Source organism: Chryseobacterium sp. Mn2064 (genome assembly GCF_049319685.1).
Classification (GTDB): domain Bacteria; phylum Bacteroidota; class Bacteroidia; order Flavobacteriales; family Weeksellaceae; genus Chryseobacterium.
Genome location: NZ_JBMOUE010000002.1, coordinates 293488 through 319230, shown reverse-complemented (window position 1 = coordinate 319230; position 25743 = coordinate 293488). Strand labels below are relative to the sequence as shown.

The window sequence follows — 25743 nt, the reverse complement described above, 5'->3', positions numbered from 1 at the left end:
ATTGCTTACCCTTAACCTTCTTTTTGCATAATGGCTTGTATTTTTTGTTGTAATTCCTTTTTGTCAGGTAAGTATAACTGGTATTTGGAAACAAATATTTTATTAGAAATACCACCTGTTGCATATTCCACTAATACTTCATCTTTTTCCGCAGAAAGGATAATGCCTATAGGCTCATTATCATCTACTACATTTTCTTCAGATTTAAAATAGTTCAGGTATAAATTCATTTGTCCTATATCATTGTGTTCGACTTGTTTTATTTTTAAGTCAATAAGCACAAAACATTTTAAGATACGATGATAGAATACGAGATCAATATAAAAATGCCTGTTACGAAGTGATATTTTATACTGTCTTCCTACAAATGTAAAACCCTTTCCCAGTTCTAAAAGAAACATCTGCAGATTGTCAATAATCTTCTGTTCCAATGCTTTTTCGGTAACACGATGACTTTGAGGTAATTTAAGAAAGTCCAGGACATACGGATCTTTTATAGCCTCAGTAGAATCGGTCACGATATGACCTTTTTCCGCCAGTTGCAGTACACCCTTTTTATCCTTGCTCAATGCCAGTCTTTCAAAAAGGGAAGAGTTGATCTGCCTTTCCAGTTCGCGATAGCCCCAATTTTCCAGCACGGCCTGTTTTTCATAGAACTTCCTTGCCGTATCATCAGAAATACCGAGCAAAGTAACCAGATGAGTCCAGCTTAATTTGGCAGGCACTGCCTGCCATTTCTGATAAGTCAGATAAAATCTGCGCATATCTAAAATATTACGCCTGCCAAATCCTTTGCCGTAACGCTGCCTCAGATCTTTGGAAAGTGTTGCCAGTAAGTTACTTCCGTATTCTGCACGTTCCTCACCATGCTGCTCGTATTCCACGATATGCCTGCCAATTTCCCAGTTGGCTTTCACCAGCTCAGTATTAACTGCCTTGACCGCATTTTGTCTTGCAACCTCAATAGCGGATCCGATACTGTCCAGTAATTCAGTGTATTTTGATTGTACAGGTTTCATTGATATTTTGTTATAAGACAAATGTAAAAAATTCTTTGGTCAACAACTGCTATGATTCATGAGAAAATAAGTTTCAGCACTGTGCCAAACCCTTCCTTATAACGCCTGACACTGCCAGTGTAGCAAGCAGACTTCTGTTACCCGATAAATTGATCATCCTAACTCTAAAAATAAATGATATGCAGGGTGAAGATGATCTACGGGGCTTAGCTAAAATTATGGCTTTTATGCGCGCCGTCAGTATTTTAATGGTACTGATGCATTATTACTGGTATTGTTATCCCTTTTTTCATGAAAAAGGATGGACATTGGAAATCATTAACAGAATACTGCTGAATTTCCAAAGAACGGCAGGCTTGTTTTCTCACAGTCTCTATACAAAATTTTTTACCATTGTATTACTCTCTTTAAGCTGCCTGGGAACAAAAGGAGTAAAAGACGAGAAGATAACCTGGACTCGGATTATCGGCTTCATGGCAGTCGGAACTGTGCTGTTTTTCTTGAATACTATTTTGCTGAAATGGGGTGGGACAGGCATTCTTTTATATATGCTTTCAATGTTAGTAGGATATATTCTCCTAATGGTATCAGGGATATGGATGAGTCGTTTGCTAAAACATAATCTGATGGATGATGTATTCAATAATGAGAATGAAAGTTTTATGCAGGAAACCCAATTGATGGAAAATGAATACTCTGTGAATCTTCCCACTAAATTCTATTACAAAGGAAAATGGAATCAGGGTTGGATCAATATTGTCAATCCATTCAGAGCAACCATTGTATTGGGAACTCCTGGATCAGGAAAATCATATGCTATTGTCAATAATTATATCAAACAGCAAATAGAGAAAGGTTTCTCCATGTATATCTATGATTTTAAGTTTGATGATCTTTCAACAATTGCTTATAATCATGTATTGAAGCATCAGGATAAATACAAAGTAAAACCGAAGTTTTATGTTATCAATTTTGATGATCCCCGAAAAAGCCATCGGTGTAATCCTTTAAATCCTGATTTTATGACGGATATTTCAGATGCCTATGAAGCAGCCTATACCATCATGCTCAATTTAAACAGAACCTGGATTCAAAAGCAAGGGGACTTCTTCGTTGAATCTCCCATTATTCTTTTAGCTGCTATTATTTGGTTTCTGAAAATATATGAAAATGGTAAATACTGCACTTTTCCTCATGCCATTGAACTACTCAATAAAAAATACTCTGATGTTTTCACGATCCTAACTTCTTATACTGATCTTGAGAATTATCTTTCCCCTTTCATGGATGCATGGCAAGGTGGAGCACAAGACCAACTCCAGGGGCAGATCGCCTCTGCTAAGATTCCTTTATCGCGAATGATATCTCCTCAGCTATATTGGGTCATGACAGGAGATGATTTTTCATTGGATATCAACAATCCGAAAGAACCGAAAATATTGTGTGTAGGGAATAACCCGGATCGGCAGAATATCTATTCAGCAGCACTGGGACTCTATAATTCCAGAATCGTAAAACTCATCAATAAAAAAGGACAATTAAAAAGTTCAGTGATTATTGATGAATTGCCTACGATTTATTTCCGGGGATTGGATAATCTTATTGCAACTGCAAGAAGTAATAAAGTAGCAGTTTGTCTGGGGTTTCAGGATTTCTCCCAGTTGACAAGAGATTATGGGGATAAAGAAAGTAAAGTGATTCAGAATACAGTGGGGAACATATTCAGTGGTCAGGTCGTGGGAGATACTGCTAAAAATCTTTCGGAACGTTTTGGAAAAGTCCTGCAGAAAAGACAAAGTATGACCATCAACAGAAATGATACGTCCACTTCTATATCCACTCAACTGGATAGTCTGATACCGGCTTCCAAAATTTCAACGTTAAGTCAGGGAATGTTTGTAGGGGCTGTATCTGATAATTTTGATGAAAGAATTGAACAGAAAATGTTTCATGCAGAAATAGTAGTGGATAATGAAAAAGTAGCTGAAGAAACCCGGAATTATCATTCTATTCCAAATATACGGTCTTTTGTTGATGAAAAAGGAGGTGACATAATGAAGCAAGAGATAGATATGAATTATAAAAATATTAAATTGGAAGTTCTCGAAATACTGGAAAAAGAGATTGAACGCATTAAAAATGATCCTGAACTCGCCCATCTCAAGATCATTGATTAATTTTTTATTGTTTAACAATTATAACTACCTGTTGATTTTTGGTAAGTATTCTGAAAATATTATATTTACTGAAATAATAACATATTTCAAAGTTATGTTCGATCTTGGACTTTTAGGAAAAAAATTAACTTCCTGTAGATTAAGATTAGAGTATTCTATTCGGGAGGTTTCTGATAGTACTGGTATTGATCAAAATCGATTAGTACGTTTTGAAGATGGAAAACTAGAACCAAAAGGAGATGAAATTCTAATATTAGCGGATTTTTTCAAGGAGGATTATAAGTATTTTATAAGTAATCAGCAATCGTCAGCATCAGAAAATGCAGACAGTCTTTATCGTCAATTTGGTAATGAATTTTCAAAAGAAGATCGTCGTAGGGTTCAAGAGTTTCTTTATTTATGTGAATGTGAGGCAGATGTTTGGGAATTACTTGATAAAAAGAATAAGCCATATAACCTGCCATTTAAAAGAACTAATGTTTATAACGAGGCAGAAATAATTGCTGGTGATGTAAGAGAATTTCTTGGATATAAAAATAACGAACTATTACAGAACATTTTCGACGATTTTCGAAATATGGGATTACATATTTTTAGAAGAGAACTGATGAATTCTAATTTATTGGGGATTTTTATACAGCATCCTGTAGCAGGAAAATGTGTCCTTATTAATTATTCTGAAGATTTATATCGGCAGAATTTTACTATTGCGCATGAAGTTGCACATTCTATCTTTGACACTAATAACGAATATAATGTATCTTTTACAAAGGATAATAAAGATATAAAGGAAATTAGGGCTAATCGTTTTGCTGCTGCATTTTTGATGCCCAGTTTATCAATAAAAAATTTAAAAGTAGAAATATGGACTGATGAAATTATATTTAATCTTGCAAAGCAGTTTAGAGTTAGCATAATTGCTTTACTCTATCGTTTGAAATCATTAAATATCATCAATGAGAATCAGTTTGAAAAATTTAAAAATTTGAAACTGCCTCATCATTTAAAAGAAGATCCTGAATTAAAAGGACTTTCAGAAAAAATCGCATATTCTAAGTCTCAGGTTCTTAAAAAAGGATTATCAACTTCCTATGTCAGAGCATGTCATGAGGCATATTCTCTGTCCTTTATCTCGCAAAGCCGTTTAGCTGAGATGTTATTAATTAATGAAGATGAGTTAACCGACTTTTTGGCCTTATTTAATTTGAAACTAATCTATGAATTCTGATATAACACAACTGAAATTTCACAATGTAATTGACTCTTGTTCTGTTTGGAATATTCTATTGTCACCAACAATTTATCAAGCTTCTATGACAGCTGGGTGCTTTTTTATTATGACTGAATATGTAGCTTATGAATGTCTTTATAAGAAGAGGACAAGTGGATTCAATCTTGAATATATAAACAAATTAGAGAGGGAAATATCTAAACAAAAATTTACAACTCATAGTATTACAATTGATGATTTACAAGATATCGAGATTCTCAATAATCGCAAAAAATTAGGGAAAGGTGAGTTGTCAGCTATTGTTTTTGCACAAAAGACACGACAGGCTTTTTTAACCGACGATAAAAAAGCTAGAAAACTAGGTATAGACGTTTTGGGTAAAGAGAATGTACAAACAACTCCTCATCTTGTAGGATATTGTTTTTATAAAAGATATCTTTTAGATACAGATTATAGTACTCTTATCAATGAACATACATCAACCTTAAAGGGCAGTTGGGGAAATCTTAGCAATTTTTTCAAAGAAGTGTATGAGCATAGTCTGCAAATTCATCTTATGGAACGAAAATTTTAAAAGACTTATATAAAAATATAAGTCTTTTAAAATCATCTTTTTATTTAAATTCAAATGAGCTTTCACCCTTGTCATTCAGTGTAATGTGGGCGTTAAAAGTTTTTCCTGACTTACTTTTCATTCCCTTTATTAATGAAGTTCTACCTGTGTTAACAAGGCTTTCGATATCATATACTGAGATTTGGATACCGCAGATATTTCTAAACTGCAACCAACTGCAACGAATATCACGGCACTTTACAATATGATCATGAATAACCAAATACTGCGTTTTACATTTTGGACATATAATATTGGGGAGATGAGGCTGTTCAATGTGGATCTGCAGTAATTCTTTAGTGACAGATGTCGTATAAGTTTCGATTTGCTTTTGAAATTCAGCTGCCTTGGATTCATTATTTTCGATACGCTGTATTTCTAATTCCCATTCTGCAGTCAAGGAAACATCGGCTATTTTTTTATCTTTTACCAGATCATATACTTGTAGACCTTTATCCGTTGGGATAAGTGATTTTTTTTCTCTTTTGATATAATCCCTATGAATCAATGTCTCAATAATAGATGCTCGTGTTGCAGGTGTTCCAATGCCTATATTTTTTAATATTTTCCGCTGTTCCGTTTCTTCGATATCTCTACCCGCATTTTCCATTGTAGACAATAGGCTTCCTTCAGTATAAAGTCTTGGAGCCTGGGTTTTCTTTTCGAGGATCGTAATATCTTTAATTTTAAGTTCTGTACCTTCCCTGATCTCAGGCAACTCCTCAATCGTCTCAAAATCATCTGAAGAAATACCGGCTATATTACGCCAACCTCTTTGCAGGATTTTACATCCCTGAGCTGCAAAATCAAGATGAAGCACCTGTAAACCAATATCTGTAATTTCTTTGATACAAGGCTGTGAAACAACCTCCAGTAATCGAAAAGCGATCAGTTCATAAATAGCATTCTCTTTTGCCGTAAGTGCTGAAGGAATTTTTTCAGTAGTGAGCAGTCCATGATGATCGGTAACTTTCACATCATTGACAATTCTTTTGCTGAAGTTTCCCCAAGGAAGTGAACCTGCTGCATTTTTATAAAGCTCTTTTTCCTGAAGAATTCTGATGAGATCAGGTATTTCCGGCCATAGATCTTCCGGGATGTATTGACTTCCCGTTCGGGGATAGGTAATAAATTTATTCTCATAGAGACTCTGAGCAATATTCAGCGTCTCCTCTGCACTGAAATTTAACCTCTTGTTTGCTTCTTTTTGCAGACCTGTCAAATCAAAAAGGAGAGGAGGCTGCTCTTTTAATGTCTTTACTTCAATGGAAGTAATGGTTGCTGTTGTCGGGTTTCTTTCCAATGCTTTTACAATATCTTCAGCTTGTTTTCTTTCTGTGAATTTTAGTTTTCCAAGACTCTTGAATTCAATATATTCTTTTTGATGCCATAACTCAATCTGCCAGTATTTCTGACTGATGAAGTTTTTGTGTTCCTGATAACGTTTGCAGATTAAACCCAATGCCGGAGTCTGAACCCTACCTAAGGAATATAATCCGCTACCTGCAGCTATAGTCAATGCCTGAGTGGTATTAATCCCTAATAACCAGTCAGCTCTGCTTCTGCATTGACCCGCATGAAATAAGCCATCATACTGACCTCCGGGCTTTAAATTTTGAAAACCATTTTTAATGGCTTTTTCTGTTAAAGAACTGATCCAGAGTCTTTCAAATGTTTTTTTGCAATTGAGATATTCATAGATATATCTGAAGATAAGTTCTCCTTCTCTTCCTGCATCTGTAGCGACAATAATAAGGTCACATGCAGCGAATAACTTTTCAATGATTTTCAATTGTTTGGATGCTCCTGGGTCCACGATAAACTGCTTGCCCTTTTTTACTTTTCTGATGGTTAATCTGAATGGTTCGGGTAAAATAGGCAATGCCTGTTTGTTAAAGTTTGAAATACCATAATCTTCAGGCATCGCCAATGCGAGTAAATGACCAAAAGACCAGGTAACGGCATAGCCATTACCTGTTATATATCCATCTTTCTTTTCAGTCGCTCCCAAGACTATCGCTATTTCTCTGGCGACACTGGGTTTTTCTGCTAATATTACTTTCATATCGATCGTTATTAAAGTTTACATCAGACGCCACGTTTTCTTGTACGAGTCTGAGGTTTATCTTGTTTTGCCTGCTGACTTTTATCTTTAGCGGTTTGTTGTCCTTTTTGTAATGGTTCTTTTAAATTCTTAGTGGCTTCATTGGTTCTACCTTCTGAATTAACTGCAGTTTGTGTTTTGTGTCCTTCCGTAGGTTTTGCCTGTTCTCCCGCTTTATTTGGATTTTGAAACGAAAAATCCACTTTTCCTGTTGCTTGATTAAGGGTAATATACCCCTGATAGGGCTGGCCTTTTTTATCCAGCAGTCCATCCAGATAGATGGTTTGCCCACCTTTAAATTTCTCATACTGTTCATTACTTAAGTCTTTGCCTCTGAATGTTCTTGAAGTTTCCGAATGAGATTGTTGCTGACGCTCTTTATGATCGAACAGAAATTCCACATATTTTTTATCCGCATTAAACTGAACATGTGCATTAAAGGGCTCTCCTTTGGTAGAAATCATGCCTTCCAGATATAATGCCTTGCCTTCTATTAAAGTTTGCTTTTGCTCTTCATTTAATTGGATACCTTTAATCTCATCGGGAATTTTGATGTTTTCAACTTTATAAGCAACCAGTTCATTCGTGAGACGGTCTCTACTGATAACGGAAGGAATAATTTCATCAGTCTTTGGATTAATAAGTTCCACAACACGGCCCATATTCCCGTTTTCCATTAAATTTTTTTTGTCTTCTGCAGTAAATTCATGACCTAAAAACTTAAACTTAAAATTGGGTTCTTTTCTGATTCCATGAATATTGATGACCACATCTCCGGCATCGTTGGTATTCAGTGAAAGTCGGGCATCCATTCTGGTAAGGGCTGTTCCGAGATTAATGGTAACAGGAACAAGCCCGTTGGTTTTAAATCCTTTTAACATAGGATCTAATGCATTTGCTTTTTCTAATTTTTCTTGAGTTAAGCCGAATTTTGACATCATATTCCAGTCGATTTGATCAGCAGAATACTGATATTCTTTTTCTGATAAAGGGTTTGTACTCATCGTATTGGTATTTGGGGTTAATATTTTGTAGGTTTTCAGAAATTCTTCACCCTCAGTACTGGGGTGGGTAAGGTGATGCTGGATCTGTTTTCCGATCTTCTCTGATTCTTTGAGTGGCGATTTAAAAAAGTTGAACAGAGTCGGATTTTTAAGTTGACTTAAAAAATTGGAGAAAAAGTTGGAGAATAGATCACCCTGTTTATCAATCTTTAGAAATTGATTCTGATTCTTCTTGGTGTTAGGTACTGTTTTCAGATCTCCTTTATCGTCTACTGTTTTCACAGCTTCAATCTGATTGGTTTTGGGATTGAAAACCAATAGAATGTTGATTAAAGAAGGATCCGGTTGAGTGTTTTGAATGTCTTCCATGATGCTAAATATTTAATTTAACATCGAAGTTAGCAGACTGAGCTCGTTAAGAAAATAGGTTGGAATGAAGTGGAAGCCTTTGGCTATAAAAGGTTGAATCAGATATTGTTAATCAATCTGAAAGTAAGATTGATGCGCTCTTTCATAGGAATGGCTGATTTAGCAATTCGATGCTCCCAGTTTTCCTGTAAATCACCTTTCATAATAAGCAGAGAACCATGGGGAAGCGGCAGACTGTATTTGCTCTGATGATGGTCTTTCTTTCTGAAATCGAAATTTCGGGTTTGTCCCAGGCTGATTGAAGCAATGACTGGTCTCTTCCCATATCTGCTTTCTTTGTCCCTATGCCATGCAACCGAATCATTATTATCTCTGTAAAGGTTCAATAATACACCGTTAAATCTGTATCCGAACTCATTTTCAATTCTTTCTTTTAACGAAAGTAGTTCAGGAGACCATGGATTGGTTTTTGATGAGTTGCTGTCTGCTGTTTGATAAGATTTCTTATCATCACCGTGCCATGCTGTTAATCTCGGGGTTAAAACCATTTTGTCATACATCTTTTGGGTACGCTGTTCCCATGGAGTATTCTCTAAGAGTAATGTTTTAAGTATATCTGCCTCTTCAGTACTCAAAAAATGCTCCCTGTATTCCAAAAGATCTTTTGGAAATTCATAAAATTCTTCTGCATCAAATAAACTGAGCTGGCTCATTGTCAATTTTTAATAAAATACTTACTTTTACAATAACCCGTTTATGCGGGATTTTTTTCATCATTTGTGTTTTTACTTCCCTTCGGGGAAGTTTTTTATTTCGTTTTCATACTAAGCAGCCTGCTTTCTAAATTGCTGATACTGCGTTTGGCATCATCTACAAGATTTTTCAAACTCTCCTCATCAGGCAGATAATGTGGTTTGTAATCCTGGGGTAAAATTCCTCTTACATACCGCCATATTTCAACAACATCTTTAAGAAGAATATCATAAGGTTCATAAAACATATTATCCGCAGCAACGGTGATTGTTCTTGAATTCCGCTTAACAAGAGTTTTATAGGTAATTCCTTCAGTCGTAACAAAAATATATTCTTTTTTGGCTTTAAGATCTTCAGGTCTTTCAACATATTCCCCAATAATAATTGACTGATCTGCAAAAGGAGGCATAGAATCTCCGTCTGCAAGGAAAGCTCTGAACTTGCCGTTTTTCAGAAACGGAAGTTGCATCTTCTGAAGGCTTTCCATATACTCAGGGTCGCTGTATCCGTTCAGATAACCCATAGAAGCTTTTTGAGGAACAATCTCAATAAAATTATCGCCATTTGAATCTACGACAACAGGGAGAATAATTTTATTACCCGGAAGTTTAACAATATCATCCAAAGGATATTTACGAATATCAATACTGACCAGTAAATCAATACTGACCTTATGATATTTTGAAATCCTTAATAAGATTTCAATCGGTGGTTCAGAGCGACCATCTTCATATTTTGCATACCGCTCACGGGTAATGGTAAGGTCAGCTGAAATCTTTGCCTGAGAGATTTTTTTCTGATCTCTCAGAAACCTGATGTTTTCTGAAAAAATTGACATTGGTATAATTTATACCAACAAATATATAAATTTTGAGACAAATAGTATCTAATTTTGTCGCATGAATCGTTCGATAGTACATATGGATCTGGATACTTTTTTTGTCTCTTGCGAACGGAAAAAGAATTCAGAATTGGTGGGAAGACCGATCATCATTGGAGGTGGTGACCGTGGAGTGGTGGCATCCTGCTCATACGAAACACGATTCTTTGGCGTACGGTCGGCTATGCCCATCAAGATGGCTTTACGCTTATGCCCTGAAGCAATGGTGATCAAAGGTGATATGGATATGTATCTTAATATGTCTCAGCTTGTCACCGAAGTAATCAGAGATAAAGTTCCGGTAATGGAAAAAGCAAGTATTGATGAGTTCTATCTTGATCTCTCAGGAATGGATAAGTTTTTTGGCTGCTATAAATGGACTCAGGAAGTGGCACAGGCAGTAACAGATAATACGGGACTTCCCATCAGTTTTGCACTCTCTACCAATAAGACCGTGGCTAAAATAGGAACCGGCGAATCTAAACCTATTGGAAAACTGGAGGTTAAAGAAAAAGATGTTCAGCCTTTTCTGAATCCTTTATCCATTAAGAAGATTCCAATGGTAGGCAACGAGACATTCCAGCTACTGTCAAGATTAGGAGTCCGTACCATTGAGACGCTTTCCCATACCCCGCCTGACGTATTGCAGCAATTGATTGGCAAAAACGGAACAGTGCTCTGGAAAAAAGCCAATGGGATTGATGAAACGCCCGTCATGCAGTATTCTGAAAGAAAATCCATTTCTACGGAAGATACCTTTTCACAGGATACCATTGATGTGTTTGCTGTGAGAAGTATTCTTTCAGGAATGGTGGAAAAGCTGTGTTATCAGTTGAGAGAAGAGAAGTGGCTTACTTCCACAGTGGTGGTAAAAATCCGCTATTCCAATTTTGATACAGAAACAAAGCAATGCAGAATTCCCCATACTTCAGCTGACCATACCTTACTCAAATATGTACTTGAACTGTTCAATAAACTCTATACCAGAAGGATCAGGATCAGAATGGTGGGTGTAAAATTTACCAACTTGGTACATGGATGCCACCAGATGAATCTTTTTGAAGATACTGAGGAACAGATCTCACTGTATCAGGCAATGGACAACATTAAAAACAGGTTTGGTACAACCAGTGTATGCAGGGCTTCAGGTTTAATACGCTAAAAATTTTAGGTTATGTTTCTTAATTGTCATTCTTTTCACAGTTTACGCTATGGAACAATTTCTATTCAGGATCTTGTTCAGCAGGCTGTTGATCATAATGTAAGATGTTTAGCATTAACGGATATCAATACCGTTACCGGAATCTATGATTTCTATAAACTTTGTAAGGAAAAAGGAATCAAGCCTATTGTGGGAATGGAAGTGAGGTTGGATCATGAATTATACTATATCTGCCTTGCCAAAAATCCTAAAGGGATTGGAGAAGTCAATAAACTTCTTACCAATTACAATTGTGATTATGTAAAGATTCCAAAGAACAATCCTGATCTTCCTAACAATATCATTATCTATCCTCTGCATAATCTGCCGGAAAAATTATATGATAATGAATATATAGGCATTCGATATGACGAACTCAATCTGCTGATAAAACCTGAACTGAAAAAGCTGATTCCCAAAATGGTTATTCTTCATCCTGTAACATTTAAAACAAAACAGGAATATAGCCTGCACAGGATATTGCGAGCAATTGACAATAATACATTGTTATCAATGTTAAATGAATCAGATATTTGTAAGCCTACAGAAATCTTTATAGATAAAAAAGAACTGTTGCAGAAATACATTCATTATCCTCAGATTATCGAAAATACTAAATCAGTAATAGGTTCCTGCAGTTTTGATTTTGATTTTTCCACCCCTAAAAACAAGAAGTATTATACGGATTCAAAAGAAAATGACATTCAGCTGCTGAGAAAATTAGCTTATGAAGGTTTGGAAAAAAAGTACTCAATGAATCATACAGAAGCTAAACGAAGACTGGAAAAGGAATTGGCAGTCATTGACCAGTTGAATTTCTGTGCCTATTTTCTGATTAGTTGGGATATTGTCCAATATAGTAATAAAATGGGATTTATGCATGTAGGAAGGGGAAGTGGAGCCAACTCAATTGTTAGTTATTGCATTGGTATTACCGCAATCTGTCCTTTGGAACTTGACTTGTATTTTGAACGGTTTCTGAATCTGAACCGCAAGACTCCCCCTGATTTTGACATTGACTGGAGCTGGCAGAGAAGGGATATTATTCTGGAATATATTTTTAAAAAGTATGGCAAAGATCATGTGGCTTTTTGCGGAACCAATGTTGAGTTTAAATACCGTTCTATTTTTCGTGAAGTGGGAAAAGCATTTGGGCTTCCGAAAGAAGAACTGGATGCCCTGGCGACAAAATCCATGAATCAGCATGATGATAATTTAGTATTCAGGCTGGTTCATAAATATGGGAAATTGTTAGAGAAATTTCCCAACCAGAGAAGTATGCACTCATGTGGAATCTTGATATCGGAAGAACCCATTACCAATTATTCTGTACTGGAGATGCCTCCTAAAGGATTTCCGATTGTGCAATTCGATATGCATACTGCTGAAGATATAGGACTGGAAAAATTTGATATCCTCTCTCAACGGGGTTTGGGAACTATTAATGATACCGTACAACTTATTGAAGAAAAAAGAGGAATTACTATAGATATAGAAAATACAACACTTTCTAAAGATGAAGTAAAATGTAATGAATTTCTTAGTATCGGAAAAACTATCGGATGTTTTTATATCGAATCGCCCGCCATGCGGGGATTGCTGAGAAGACTGAAATGTGATAATTATAAAGTGCTCGTGGCAGCTTCATCGATTATTCGCCCAGGTGTAGCGCAAAGCGGAATGATGAAAGAGTATATTTTCAGACATAATAATCCCACTCAGTTTGAATACTTTCATGAGGTTTTTAAGCAGGAACTGGGTGAAACCTACGGCATTATGGTATATCAGGAAGATGTCATTAAAATTGCCTTACACTTCGGAGGACTGACTGCCTCCGATGGTGATGTTCTTCGCAGGGCAATGAGTGGTAAGGGGCGTTCTCTGGCGGCGCTTCGGAAAGTGAAAGATCATTTTTTTGAATCCTGCAGAGCAAAAGGACATCCTGAACAGCTGTCTAAAGAGGTCTACCGCCAGATAGAATCTTTTGCCGGATATTCCTTTTGTAAAGCACATTCCGCATCTTATGCTGTTGAAAGCTATCAAAGCTTATTCCTTAAAGTCTATTATCCTATCGAGTTCATGGTGTGTGCCATCAATAATGGAGGTGGCTTTTACAGAACGGAGGTATATGTGCATGAAGCTAGGATGTCTGGTGCTACCATTAATAATCCCTGTGTTAATCTCAGTGAATGGCAAACCAGCGTATATGGAACTGATGTCTATCTGGGACTGATGCATATCGAAAAACTGGAAGGAAGACTGGCTCAGTTGATTCCTGAAGAGAGAAAAAAAAATGGGGAATATCGATCCTTAGAGAATTTTGTCAAGAGAATTCCTATAGGCATCGAAACATTACAGGTCCTGATTTTTATCGGTGCATTCCGGTTTACAGGAAAACAAAAACATGAGCTGCTTATTGAAGCAAGATTTTTATTAGGGAATAATAAAGTGGTTTACCGGCAGCCTATCTTACTGGAGGAGCCGCAAAAAAATTATCACCTTCCTAAAATTGAAAGAAATAAGTTTGAAGATGCTTTTGATGAAATAGAAATTCTGGGTTTTCCGGTTTCCTTTTCTCCTTTTGATCTTCTGCAAACAAAATACAGTGGATCAGTCATGGCTAAGAATCTCATACAATACCATAAGAAGCAGGTGAAAATGCTGGCTTATCTGATTTCGAGAAAACATGTTCCTATCAAAAATAAACGAGAAGGAAATAAAAGGGATGAAATGTTTTTTGGAACATGGATTGATGCAGAAGGCGAGTATTTTGATACCGCTCATTTTCCGGATTCTCTCAAACAATATCCTTTTCAGGGAGGAGGATGTTATCTGCTGCTGGGAACTGTGGAAGTCGATTTTCATTTTCCTACGATTACCATTCATAAAATGGCAAAAATGCCTTTTATTCCCGATCCCAGATATTCAATGGATCGGGAAAAATCTCAGGAAACACAAAGAAATCTTAGGGAAGACGTTAGTATGACCTTTAGAAAACCTTATCCACAGGAACATGAGATTGGGTTGCCGAGGGAAAAGATGAGGTAGCTCAAGTCCTTTTTCGTATTTTAGTAACTATCAAAAATAATCTAATAATATTTTTATCAACGGTATTATGCCATTAAATACTTTAATTTTATGATCACAATAACTAATGACCAAATAGCCACTATTGAAAATAATAGAGAATGGTGTGAAAATATACATTTTAACGATTTTTTGCTGGCACTTATCAGGGTAGGTCCTAAATATTTATTCTGGCCGTATGGTGCAAAAGAGCAGATGATTGAACGAGTATTTGCTTATGAACTTTATCATCAATGGAGAATTGTTGCTGATCATTATGAATATGATAACTTAATCATTAATGGTGAGATTAGAAAAGACAGATCTATCTATAGGCAAAATTTAGGTATTGTTTATCCAGATCTTATTTTACATGAACAACAAAATAATATTGACCAACAAGTTTTAGCTTGTGAAATAAAAACAGTACAGGCTCTGAATAGAGAACCTAAAAGTTTGATAGAAGATTTATTAAAACTAGATAAATATATTGATATACTTGATTACGAAATATCAGTATTTATACAGATTAAAAATCCATTTGATGAATTCTTAAAGAACAGAGAATTATTAAGACAATATGAAGGAACATTCAATAACCCATCTAAAATTTTTTACGTTGTTAAGGAAAATAATTATATATCATATCAGACCTTAGAAAATTTATTAGCATAATTATAATGTGATACAATGAGCGGAACAGAAAAAACAAAATCAGAAAGTCAATTGTCTTTAATTAATCAAAATGCCTTTTTTAAGGAATTTACATTCGGTAATAACGACTTTAAAAGTAAAGATAACTGTGAACAGGAACTTGCTGATAATGTGATTTGGTTAGATGAATACTGCTTTATTTTTCAGATTAAAGAAATGAACCAGACTTCTTCTAATTATGAAAATTGGTTTAAAAATAAAGTCATGAATAAAGCAGTGAAACAAATAAAAAATACATTGCATTATTTTGATGTCCATGATTCTATAATCATTGAAAATGAGAGAGGTCATAAAATGAATGTTAAAGCCGCTAATGAAGTCAAGGATATAAAAAAGATTATTATTTATTCTGCGAATGTTGATTTTCCAGAAACTCTACGGTATCAAAAATTTTATGAAAGTTCAGACGCGGGAAATATTCATCTTTTTCATATAGAAGACTATTTTTATATTTGTAAATATCTAATTACTCCTACTGAAATATCTGAATACTTAAATTTTAGGGAAGATTTTTTTGAATTTCATAAACTCGCTATTCATCGCCTACCTGAGCAATATTTATTAGGTCATTTTTTTGAAACACTTAATGTAGATCATTTTAATGCAGAGTATATTGATAATGTACAGAAACATAAAAAACAAGAGGATTTTGATATATCAGGATTAATTGAAAACTTTAAACAAGCTATTATTAGTTCAACCTCATCGGTTGATACCCATTATTATCCCATTATTAAAGCTATCGCAAAATTACACAGATCTGAATTGATTGAATTCAAAAAACGAATTTCTGTTGCTATGGAGAAATGTGAAAAATATGAATTTATAACCCCTTATAAAATGTATTCAGAGAGAACAGATTGTGCTTTTGTATTTATTCCTATACACTCTATAAATTTTCAACATGCAATTACTGCATTAAAAAATTATACATATGCAATAAAACAAGATTGCAGATCTCAAAAAGCTTTAGGAGTGGTAATTTACAGGAATCCAGACAATTTAGAGAAGATAGACACAGGATGGTATTTTCTTGATGAAACGTGGACTTTCGATCCCGTAATGGACAAAAAACTCAAAGAAAATTATCCGTTTAGAGAATCAATTAATAAGAAAACTAAAAATCCTTACAAATGAGGAATTTAGGTGCTAATCGTAGATTATATTAAAAAATTGTAGGTATTGCAGGAATCGAACCTGCGTCTCTTAAAATCATTTTTGAAATTATATTTCCAAAAATGGCTTTAAGCGTCTTAACCAACAGACCTAATACCTTTAAAGATGAGTAAAGATAGAATTTAAAAATGACTTATCATAATCATCTTCCTTTACGAATGCATATTCATTTAGAAGATATATTTCAAGTCGTTTAATTATTTCGGATTCATTTTCATATTTTTTGAATCTTTTTAAAGAGCTTGCAAATTTATCAGGATCAGGATAACAGAGTGAACTTATCCTTAATGCTAAATCTTTGCAAATCTGAGTGAATAAAAAATAATCTTCAAAATCTACTTCATTAAGTTCTTTCGGACTATTGTTGATACGGTATTTTGCATAAAGTTCTTCATTAGAATGTACATTTGCTTGTTCCCATTTATTTTTAATTTCGTTTATTGAAACCGTCTTTTTGTGTGAAAAATAAATTCTTAACCAGTGATAATACTCAAAAATATCTATTAAATAAGATTCTATATAGTCTACATTATTAAATCTACCTTTGGATTTAAAATAGTTTATAATCTGATTTAGCTTTGTGGTGTCGGTATTGAAGTTGATCGATTCACCACCTGTAAGTAACTTATATTCCTCTTTCATCTCATAAAGAAATGCTTCGAATAAGTGATATACTCCAGATATATAACCTAAAATAGATTGGTTGTAGCTGGTGTTACTTGAGTCTAACGAAACCCAAATATTATGCTCCTTACATTTCTCTTCTAAAAATTGTTCGGGACTTTCAGCATTTTTTAAATTTTTTAGAAAATCTTTAATTGCAATTTCGGATAATTCCACAACATAATCCATTCTGCCTAACTCCGCTAATAGATTTTTATAAGCCTTATATTTAAATTGCATTGTAATTCTTTCTTGGATAATAATTTTTGATTTTGTCTAAACATTCAAATATAATAAATTATCTGACTATTACTGTTTGTTGGATTTCATTATTTATAATTGTAGGTACATATTCTTTTATTAATTCATAACTTTTCTTTTTATGCTTTTTTTACTTTATATAATAACTTTGTAAAATAAATTTCAGTATCACCATTATTATGCAGTCTGAGGAAACAACATTTCAAATCTATTCGCCATCCTCTGTTTTGGGATTATTTAGCAATGCTTTAAAGATTAACGCAACAATAAATCTTATTTACCTTAAAGGTAGATATGCATATGGTGGAGGTAAGGCCTATGGTAATTATTATTACGATAATTTATTTTCGGAATCGGATAATATTTCAATAGGAGTTAGAATTTCAGCATTATTAAGAACAAAGATTGTTAATAATGAGGTGTATACTTTACGTGGGTATATTGAAAAAAGTATAAAAAACTCTTCTGTTGAGTTAAGGTTTGTAATAGATGAAATCATACAACAAGAAGAGAAAGCAATCTCGGAAGAAGAGTTACAACGGTATGAACTTATACAGGAAAAACTGGAAAAAGGATCAACGGATCTGGAAACGGTAATCAGAAATAAAATCCTAAAAGAAGAACCTATCAGAATTGCGAATATTTATGGGAATAATGCGATTGTTCAGAGAGACTTTGCTGAAGGATTGGATGTTTCGCAGAAATATATTCAGGTTTCTGAATATACCTGCAGCATTACTTCTTCGACATCCATTGCAGAAAAACTGAAGGAAGTCTCTAAATCTGAGTATGATATTATTGCGTTAGTCAGAGGAGGAGGGGATCGCCAAAGCATGGAGACCTTTAATGATATTACATTATCAAAACTCTTTATTAATTTACCGGCAGTGTCAGTAACGGCTATTGGACATACAGTGGATGAGACCCTTTTGGATAAGCTTGCAGATAAGCGTTTTCATTTACCTCATGATTATGGAGCTGGTCTACACGCTATTGTAGAGAAGCTATTACATGAAAAGTCCAATTCGAGAGTGTTGCTTATTGATGAGGTTAAAAAAGATGTCAGCAAACAATTTACTGAGCAAGTGAAAACATTGTCCGAGCAGCTTGCTAAAAAAACGGAAGAATTTCAAAAACTACAAGAGCTTTCTTCTAAGCAACTTCTTGATACACAGAAAAACTTCACTGAACAGCAAAAACAAAGACAGCTGGAGATGGATAATTATAAAAAAGAAATATCTGCACTGTACGAAAAGAATTTGCAATCTGTTATTAATGAGAAGACCGCATCTTTGAAAGCAGGAATGGAATCTTTACATAAAGAAAATTCCAGACTGACTACAGAAGTTCAGCAAAGCAAAGGGGATTATTCCAAGATTATTATTGCTGTGATTATTTCGTTAATTGTTGGTTTTGTTTTGGCTATTCTTTTTAAATAATTTTTTCCTTGGTGAGTAAAACGCCTAAGTGAAAAAGTGTTTTTGCCTGGTACTGTTTCCGGAGAGCACTTAATCTTTTTTCGATTAAACTTTCACTGATTATGATGGAGTGGTGGGTGCTTAGTTGTTCGCTGATTTCTGTGACCTTATAGCCTTCTGATAGATATTTTATGATGAGTAGATCTCTTTTTTCCATTGTTTAAAAATAATGATTTTACTTAATCAATAATGTAAAAAAAAGAACTTAATAAATTAGGTGTTTTTGCGGATTGATTTATATTGTTATTTTATTGATTTTTGTAAATTACCGATATAAAAACTAATACAAAAATTCATTTACACATATATGAAAATTAAGGATCTTAGACACTTTCGTGAGTTTTTTAAGGAGAAAATCAGAGAATCATCAGATAGCAATAGAGATGTACATTTTGTAGGAACACATTATTACGATAAAACAAAAGATCATACAACATTTGGATTTTTTGATGTCTATCATGGACAAAAAAGTAAAGGCCATACTGACGGAATTAAAGGCTTTTTAAAAGGTTTTCTGGATATGGCACAGGATGCCCAAGCTGTGTATGAGTTTCTGCAAAATGCTGTAGATGCTGATAGCTCCCATTTTTTAATGGTTTGGACACAAGATACAGAAGAAATTGACGATAATGGAAAACCTTCAGAATATCTTATGGTTCTAAATAATGGAAAGCAGTTTGACTTTTCTGCAATGGAATCAATTTTGAATGTTGGAGTATCACAAAAGCTAGAAGAAGAACATACGATCGGAAAATTTGGAATTGGTTTTAAATTAGCACATAGGCTTGTTGGAAAAGAAAATGGTCTGGAAGAATTAGTTGAAAACAATTATGGTCCGATATTGTTTAGTTGGAAAAATAATGATCTAGAAAAATTATTATATAATGAGAATCCAGTAGTTGAACCTGTAAAGCAGAATTTTGTTCTGGTAAGAGAAAATGATGCAAAAAAAATTACCACGTTATCTGAGGAGCCGTGGCTTTTAAAAATTTTAATCTCCAACTTTCCTACTCAACCTAATGAAATTATCAGAGATGCTTACTATAGAGAAAGAGATGATATCTTCACAAATAAAGATGTTCGTAAACTTCAACAGTGGTTGGCGAATTACAAAGAAGTAATTCCCTTTAAAGACTATCAAAGCGGATCAATGTTCTTCCTTAAACTTGGAACTGATAAAGCAAAGACTTTAGGAGGAGATTATATTCTGGATGGAATTAAATTTTCCATGTCAATTCTCAGTAAAGTTTCAAACCTTGAAGTTCAGGGATTGAAAAAAGTACATATTAATGGTACAGATATCGAAAACGTACCTTTAGAATTTGAGTCAATCAACATATCAAAAAACTCGGAAGAATATAATTACATAAGATTTGGAAAAAAGAATGATTTAACAACTACGGAACAACGAATTGCTGATCAAGATACAGATATCCAATTTTTATTTGGATACACAGATTATAAGAAAGCATTGGATATTTTTGAAAACGTTCCGAATTTTTATCTATACTTTCCTTTAACAGAAGAGAAGCATGGTTTAAAATTCATTCTACATACCAATGCATTTTATAAGAAGTCAGCAAGAACTTCTCTACATTCTGATGATATCAATATTCGCTTACTGAAAGTTTTTTCCGAAAAATTATTAGAGAATCTGCGTAAGGATTCTAAAAAATTTATTAAGATTTATCCGCTTCTTTTATCGACAAAGAAGACTATTGATAATGATAAATTGTGGATCAACCAACCGTTGATTTTACCTATTTTAAAATATGTTTCTGCCAATATTCCCGTAATGAGCGATAATGAGCAGGGATACGAAGTAGTTACAGAAAAAGAAATCGTACGACTTAAAAAAACTAAAGTAGATGTATACCTGAGTTCTTCAGAAGCACCATACAGATGGTTTTACTTTAACGACTATACAGATTTAGAAAATTCGATACAGGAAAATATTAATATAAAACATTTCAATTTATATCATTTACTTATTCAGAAAGACATTGATAGTAAAATCAATGGGTGGCTTGATAACTCAGAAGAAAGGATAAAAATATTCATTCATGAACTACTGTTGCTTGTCAGTATTTCCCAGAATGAAAGAAATACCATCAAAGAAACTCTTTTTAAAATCAAATTTTTACGATTTAGTAATAAGGAGGTTTTATCGATTAATGAATTTCAAGAAAAAGAAAATCAAGGATATTTTTATCAGTTTAAGGAGTTTAATGGGGCTGAATCTATATTAATAAAGTTAGGTTTTCATATAACAGTAGATAATATAGAATATGTTGTTGATGCGCTAAGAAACAATTTCTCAAATAAAAGTCAGCTAAAAGATTATGTTGCAATTGCCGATATATTTTCTGGTAAAGTATTGGATGAACAGCTTGATCAACTTTCTAATAGTGATAAAAATACATTACTACTTGCCTTTGAAGGCTTTCATAGAAAATCAGAAAAAGATGTTCTGTCATACGTAAAATTATATAAGAATTATTTAGGTAAATATGAGAATATTAAAAACTTAATCTACTATGATAAAGGATTCTTGAGACATTTTTCCATTGACGCAAATCAACTAACTGGTTTAGGAGAACCTCCGGCAGTTTTGCGTTATGTAAAATTTGATGAAACGTCTACTTATGAAAATATTTTTTATCCACTATGGCAAGACGTGCTTAATTACATTTGTCAAAATAGCACACAAAATATTCGATCACTAATAGGGGAAATTGAGTTCAGTTATAAAAATAGTAAATGGACTGAAAAGGAAAATAATTACATAAGTGGATTAAACCTAATCATCTATGAAAATAACATTATAAAATCAGATAAAGTTTGCTTTCACAATGACCGGAGTGTTTCAGCAGAAAAGCATTTAAATTTTCAGCAAGTTGGCTATAAATTCTTTCAGACCTATCTTCCTGATTTACGGTTCTTGGAATTTACATCTGAAAATGAACCTTTTGTATACAAAAATAAGATAGGGAATTTAAGATTGCAGTTAACAAGCATGAGTATTGAAGAAGTACTGGATATTCTTGAATTCTGTAAAGTAACAGGAATTCAATTTTTTCAGGAAAATACGATTTTTAAAAATGGGAATAAGTTCGATATATCATCAAATTTGTCGCAAAGTCAGTATTATACTCCGAATCAAGCTGTAAAAAACATAATTGATGTAAATCTGCATACAAAATATGAGGCCTTACCGGAAGAATTTAAAGACTATGCAGGAATGGTATTTTATAAAGAAAAAATACTCTTTAATTCAATTATCACATTTTTTACTGAGAGCAATACTGATAAAAATACTTCCGCTATATTAAAACTGGTATTATCACAGGATGAAATCAGTCAGCAAAATTATTTTGAGAAACTAGATAAAATTTTTCTTGACATTAGTGATCCACTGAAATCAAACATAGATTGGTTACGATTGATTTACCATATGAATGGCCTGGTAGAATTTGATGTATTACAAAACAAAATTATTTTAGTAAATGGAGATATTCAAATCAAAGTATCCGAACAACCTTTCTTTCTGGAAAATGTGAAAATCAATAATGTTGATATTCCCTATCGCTTTTTAACACCGACAGCAGATCATCAAAATCAAATAATTATCAAAGATTTTATCGATAAATTTATTGATGAAAACCTTTTTATAAAATCATTTTTCAATAGAGTCTTTAAAATACAAACTACCGTCAACACAAGTGATTTAAAGGAAGATTTCTTACACAATATGTCTGATAATACAGTATTGGTCAATATATATCAATTATTTTTTATTATATCTTCTGATTTATTTAGCAATGAAGAAATAAAAAAATTTACAGTATTAAACAGTTTATCTGAAGAGATAAAAATTCAACATAATCTATATCTTGATTCTGATACAAACAGAAATATTATAAAATCAACTCTGATTCTATCCGATATATACAATGATGCTCCAAATTTATATGAGAAATTGGTGATTGAATTTAAAAAAAATGATTATAATTTTAACCAAGATTTTAAGCTGAATAACACATCTGCATATGATGATTTGAAAGCTGACACTGAAAGTTTAGAAAAAATTAAATATCTATATCAAGCTTATCAAAATACACCTTTAAATGAAAGGTTTATTGATGATGTGAAAATTAAAAACTATTTAAATTTTAAAGAAGAAGATTTTTTCTTATTTGAAAATAGTGATAACTTAACAGACCTTTCAAATAGAATTATTAAGTGGTTAGGTCAGGATAATAATAAAAAGGTTTTTTTAAAGAAACTAAACTTTATTTTTGAAGACGATAATTTATCAATGTTACTAAAAGTATGCTTTGGGCAACTTGATAATTTTTCTAATACAGAGATAACAGAAAATGACTTTATTAGTTTGGTACATTATCTTTTTCATAATAAAATTGAGATTCTAACTACTAACGGCAATGCTGTTTCACTATTGGAAAATTTAATGCAACGTTTTAATCTTGGAGAACGCTTAAGATTTCTCCCATGTTACAAATCTCATGAAGCTATCATATTTAAAGAAGTAGACAGAAGTTTTAGACTACATGATGAAGTTCTCAAACTTGTAGGAAAGAATGAAATTTTTATAAAAGATTGGAACCAGCTATTTGAGAATAAGAATATTATTTATGGAGATCTTTATCTATTTCCAAATCGCCCATTTTTAGAGTATCAAGTTAGATTGGATTATAGTAATGCATCAGAACTTAAGACCTATTACTATAATGAATGGAAAAAAGAAGTACATAATCTGAAACTTTTTGAAGCTGACCAACTTATTTATGAGGTTCGAATAGCTGTGGACGAAATTGTTTGCCAATTAGGTCATTTGGTTAAGCAGCAAAACTATTATATTATACCAGCTGGAAATACATTAAATTTATATTTTACAAAGGATCTCACTATTCATTTTTTGGCAAAAGAATGTCTTACTGATCAAAGATTTGAAAATTTTAATCTCTCGTTAAGTTTAAATAAGTTAGAGGAAAGACACAATACTTTTAACACGCAAATAACTGAAGCTCTCAAAAATACTGCGATGGAAGAACTTCGTGATATGTTTGAAGCACAAATAAAAAAACAAGAAAAAGATAATGTACGGGTTGATATTGCAGCGCGCATATCGGAATTGGATGAATCAGATCTAAAATATTCCAAGCAATGGTTTATAGAGTATCTGGACTATCTAAAAACTTTTGAGGAGAACTCCGATGCTAATGAATCTAAAACCATAAGATTTAGAAAAATAGAACGGATGGATGAACGTGGTTTTTATAGGTTATCAGCTGCGAGTGCATATATTCCGGAAAATATTGATGAGGCTAAACATGATACTATTAACATCATATTCAATACAAATAAAAGAGAAAAAATAGAACTACAGTTCATTTCTAAAAAGAATCAGGATCTCATTATAAAAACTCCAAGATTATTTACTGACGATGAATTAAAAAATATCTTTTTGTTGGAGTTACTTTATATTCCAAACGTTGATTTATTGGAGAGGCTTAAAAATGCATTTAAAGAATTGGCTCCTTGGGATAATTATAAATCAACATTTCCCGGAATCCAATATATTTACGGACCTCCAGGAACGGGAAAAACAACAGAAATACAAAAATTAATCAGTACCGAAATCAATAATAATTCAAATGTAAAAATATTAGTTTTAACACCTACAAACAAAGCTTGTGATGTTATTGCTAAAAGAATTTTTGATAATAGTATAACTGCTTTTTATAGAATATCGGGACCTACTTCTGATGAATTTCCTGAACATTATTATAAAAACGACTTAGCTTATGCTGAATTACTGGAATCTAATGTTTTTATTTCTACTATCCACCGATACCCATACTATAATTGGGGATATAATCACGATGATAAATTAAAAAATTTAACAGATTTCTGGGATTATCTGATTATCGATGAAGCATCTATGATTACATTGCCCTACATTACATTTGCTTGTATGTGTGCAATGCAGAAAAATAAAAATACTAAAATTATTATCGCTGGAGATCCAAAACAGATTCCACCAATTCCTGAATTAAGCGACGCTGATTTAGAGCTTATCAATGTAAAAACTGAAAATATCTATTCGATGTTTGAACTTGATTCTTTTCATTCTGACGAACAAAATTTAACTAAAAGAGATATTGATACAATTTTAAACCTACCTATTCAATATAGGAGTGTACCTGAAATAGGTGATGTGTTTAGTGAATTTTCATATAACAGCAAGGTAGTATCAAATAGGAAATCTTCTGACTTACGATCATTCAACCAAAAGATTGGAAATATATTCACTCGTGCAGTAAATTTTGTTTCAGTTCCTCTTAAATCTGAAGATCCATTATACGCACATAATAAATTAATCTTTAGTTCTTATCACATTTATACAACAATTTTGGTTGCTGAAATTTTAAAATTTATAGAACAACATATCGGGGATGAACTGTGGACAATTGGTATTATATCTCCGTATAAAGCTCAAGCAATACTTATAAGTAAATTGATAGGCGACTTTGGTTTCAAAGGTAAGATTAAAATAACTGCGGATACTGTCCATGGATTCCAAGGCGATCAATGTGATATCATTTTTTACTTAGTGACTCCGAATGGACACAGATACTCTGGTGATCCCAGATCACTTTTAAGTAAAGATTATATTTACAACGTAGCAATCAGCAGAGCACAAAACTATCTTGTAGTGATCCATCCTTTTGAAGATATTCGAAACAATACTCATATCAACAGTATTTTCAATATTGCTAATAGAAAAAATGAGCAAAATTATACTGTCATTCAGGCATCTGAAATAGAAAATCTCTTATTTGGAGACAATAAGTTTATCGATAAAAAAACATTAGTCGGAGGGCATGAAAATGTTAATATTTATACTGATTTTAGCTGGCGATATTACGTGAAGCGTAGTAGTACTGCAATTGATATACAAGTTAATTCAAATCAGGTTCCTTCTGAAATATAGCAATAAAGTACTTCTA

Annotated in this window: 15 protein-coding genes and 1 pseudogene; 9 read left to right on the top strand and 7 right to left on the bottom strand. The window is 33.1% G+C overall.

The annotated features are described in order from the left end of the window. Window positions 1-11: 11 nt before the first annotated feature. Window positions 12-1019 carry a PDDEXK nuclease domain-containing protein gene (locus tag ACL9RH_RS08485; RefSeq protein ID WP_422692929.1) on the bottom strand — a complete coding sequence of 336 codons (1008 nt, stop codon included), beginning with the start codon at window positions 1017-1019 and terminating at the stop codon, window positions 12-14. A gap of 179 nt (window positions 1020-1198) precedes the next feature. On the opposite strand from ACL9RH_RS08485, the gene mobC reads away from it, so the two are divergent. The 3 genes from mobC (at window position 1199) to ACL9RH_RS08470 (ending at window position 5001) form a co-directional block, all read left to right on the top strand. Beyond that, window positions 1199-3196, top strand: a complete 1998-nt coding sequence (mobC, locus tag ACL9RH_RS08480) for a conjugal transfer protein MobC (RefSeq protein WP_422692928.1) — start codon at window positions 1199-1201, stop codon at window positions 3194-3196. Window positions 3197-3290: 94 nt separating this feature from the next. After that, entirely contained in the window at window positions 3291-4424 is a 1134-nt protein-coding gene (locus tag ACL9RH_RS08475; RefSeq protein ID WP_422692927.1) for a helix-turn-helix domain-containing protein, read from the top strand. Next, window positions 4414-5001: a hypothetical protein gene (locus ACL9RH_RS08470; protein ID WP_422692926.1), complete on the top strand. Its 588-nt coding sequence runs from the start codon at window positions 4414-4416 to the stop codon at window positions 4999-5001. The genes ACL9RH_RS08475 and ACL9RH_RS08470 overlap by 11 nt, the downstream gene beginning before the upstream one ends. A 40-nt stretch (window positions 5002-5041) precedes the next feature. Here the strand turns inward: ACL9RH_RS08470 and ACL9RH_RS08465 are convergent, their stop codons facing one another. The 4 genes from ACL9RH_RS08465 to ACL9RH_RS08450 form a co-directional block, all read right to left on the bottom strand. Then, the gene (locus tag ACL9RH_RS08465; protein ID WP_422692925.1) at window positions 5042-7105 is read right to left on the bottom strand and encodes a DNA topoisomerase; all 2064 of its coding nucleotides are present in this window, start codon (window positions 7103-7105) and stop codon (window positions 5042-5044) included. Between the two features lie 23 nt (window positions 7106-7128). Beyond that, complete coding sequence (locus ACL9RH_RS08460) at window positions 7129-8517, bottom strand: DUF3945 domain-containing protein (protein ID WP_422692924.1); 1389 nt, start codon at window positions 8515-8517, stop codon at window positions 7129-7131. A 98-nt stretch (window positions 8518-8615) separates the two neighbouring features. Further along, on the bottom strand, window positions 8616-9230 hold the full coding sequence (locus ACL9RH_RS08455) for an alpha-ketoglutarate-dependent dioxygenase AlkB family protein (protein ID WP_422692923.1): 615 nt from the start codon (window positions 9228-9230) through the stop codon (window positions 8616-8618). A 95-nt stretch (window positions 9231-9325) separates the two neighbouring features. Next, the gene (locus ACL9RH_RS08450; protein ID WP_422692922.1) at window positions 9326-10108 is read right to left on the bottom strand and encodes an XRE family transcriptional regulator; all 783 of its coding nucleotides are present in this window, start codon (window positions 10106-10108) and stop codon (window positions 9326-9328) included. A gap of 61 nt (window positions 10109-10169) precedes the next feature. Here ACL9RH_RS08450 and dinB point away from each other — a divergent pair, with 61 nt between their 5' ends. The 4 genes from dinB (at window position 10170) to ACL9RH_RS08430 (ending at window position 16268) form a co-directional block, all read left to right on the top strand. Continuing rightward, window positions 10170-11312, top strand: a complete 1143-nt coding sequence (gene dinB / locus ACL9RH_RS08445; RefSeq protein WP_422692921.1) for a DNA polymerase IV — start codon at window positions 10170-10172, stop codon at window positions 11310-11312. A gap of 12 nt (window positions 11313-11324) precedes the next feature. Next, window positions 11325-14399 (top strand): DNA polymerase III subunit alpha, encoded by a 3075-nt coding sequence (locus ACL9RH_RS08440; RefSeq protein ID WP_422692920.1) that lies wholly within the window; start codon window positions 11325-11327, stop codon window positions 14397-14399. A gap of 90 nt (window positions 14400-14489) precedes the next feature. Then, window positions 14490-15092, top strand: coding sequence for a hypothetical protein (locus ACL9RH_RS08435; protein WP_422692919.1), 603 nt, complete (start codon window positions 14490-14492; stop codon window positions 15090-15092). A 15-nt stretch (window positions 15093-15107) separates the two neighbouring features. Then, window positions 15108-16268 carry a hypothetical protein gene (locus ACL9RH_RS08430; RefSeq protein ID WP_422692918.1) on the top strand — a complete coding sequence of 387 codons (1161 nt, stop codon included), beginning with the start codon at window positions 15108-15110 and terminating at the stop codon, window positions 16266-16268. 39 nt (window positions 16269-16307) lie between these two features. Here ACL9RH_RS08430 and ACL9RH_RS08425 read toward each other — a convergent pair. Then, window positions 16308-16406: pseudogene (locus ACL9RH_RS08425) on the bottom strand. After that, window positions 16407-17210, bottom strand: coding sequence for a hypothetical protein (locus tag ACL9RH_RS08420; RefSeq protein WP_422692917.1), 804 nt, complete (start codon window positions 17208-17210; stop codon window positions 16407-16409). It abuts the pseudogene before it with no gap. 200 nt (window positions 17211-17410) lie between these two features. Here ACL9RH_RS08420 and ACL9RH_RS08415 point away from each other — a divergent pair, with 200 nt between their 5' ends. After that, window positions 17411-18670 carry an exodeoxyribonuclease VII large subunit gene (locus ACL9RH_RS08415; RefSeq protein WP_422692916.1) on the top strand — a complete coding sequence of 420 codons (1260 nt, stop codon included), beginning with the start codon at window positions 17411-17413 and terminating at the stop codon, window positions 18668-18670. A gap of 346 nt (window positions 18671-19016) precedes the next feature. Beyond that, on the top strand, window positions 19017-25727 hold the full coding sequence (locus tag ACL9RH_RS08410; RefSeq protein ID WP_422692915.1) for an AAA domain-containing protein: 6711 nt from the start codon (window positions 19017-19019) through the stop codon (window positions 25725-25727). Window positions 25728-25743 lie beyond the last annotated feature (16 nt).

Bases quoted from the DNA above. Each gene is read 5' to 3' on its own strand.
- ACL9RH_RS08455 (WP_422692923.1), bottom strand. From the start codon at position 9,230: ATGAGCCAGCTCAGTTTATTTGATGCAGAAGAATTTTATGAATTTCCA.
- ACL9RH_RS08450 (WP_422692922.1), bottom strand. From the start codon at position 10,108: ATGTCAATTTTTTCAGAAAACATCAGGTTTCTGAGAGATCAGAAAAAA.
- ACL9RH_RS08420 (WP_422692917.1), bottom strand. From the start codon at position 17,210: ATGCAATTTAAATATAAGGCTTATAAAAATCTATTAGCGGAGTTAGGC.
- mobC (WP_422692928.1), top strand. From the start codon at position 1,199: ATGCAGGGTGAAGATGATCTACGGGGCTTAGCTAAAATTATGGCTTTT.
- ACL9RH_RS08415 (WP_422692916.1), top strand. From the start codon at position 17,411: ATGCAGTCTGAGGAAACAACATTTCAAATCTATTCGCCATCCTCTGTT.
- ACL9RH_RS08470 (WP_422692926.1), top strand. From the start codon at position 4,414: ATGAATTCTGATATAACACAACTGAAATTTCACAATGTAATTGACTCT.
- ACL9RH_RS08465 (WP_422692925.1), bottom strand. From the start codon at position 7,105: ATGAAAGTAATATTAGCAGAAAAACCCAGTGTCGCCAGAGAAATAGCG.
- ACL9RH_RS08475 (WP_422692927.1), top strand. From the start codon at position 3,291: ATGTTCGATCTTGGACTTTTAGGAAAAAAATTAACTTCCTGTAGATTA.
- ACL9RH_RS08440 (WP_422692920.1), top strand. From the start codon at position 11,325: ATGTTTCTTAATTGTCATTCTTTTCACAGTTTACGCTATGGAACAATT.
- ACL9RH_RS08435 (WP_422692919.1), top strand. From the start codon at position 14,490: ATGATCACAATAACTAATGACCAAATAGCCACTATTGAAAATAATAGA.
- dinB (WP_422692921.1), top strand. From the start codon at position 10,170: ATGAATCGTTCGATAGTACATATGGATCTGGATACTTTTTTTGTCTCT.
- ACL9RH_RS08430 (WP_422692918.1), top strand. From the start codon at position 15,108: ATGAGCGGAACAGAAAAAACAAAATCAGAAAGTCAATTGTCTTTAATT.
- ACL9RH_RS08460 (WP_422692924.1), bottom strand. From the start codon at position 8,517: ATGGAAGACATTCAAAACACTCAACCGGATCCTTCTTTAATCAACATT.
- ACL9RH_RS08410 (WP_422692915.1), top strand. From the start codon at position 19,017: ATGAAAATTAAGGATCTTAGACACTTTCGTGAGTTTTTTAAGGAGAAA.
- ACL9RH_RS08485 (WP_422692929.1), bottom strand. From the start codon at position 1,019: ATGAAACCTGTACAATCAAAATACACTGAATTACTGGACAGTATCGGA.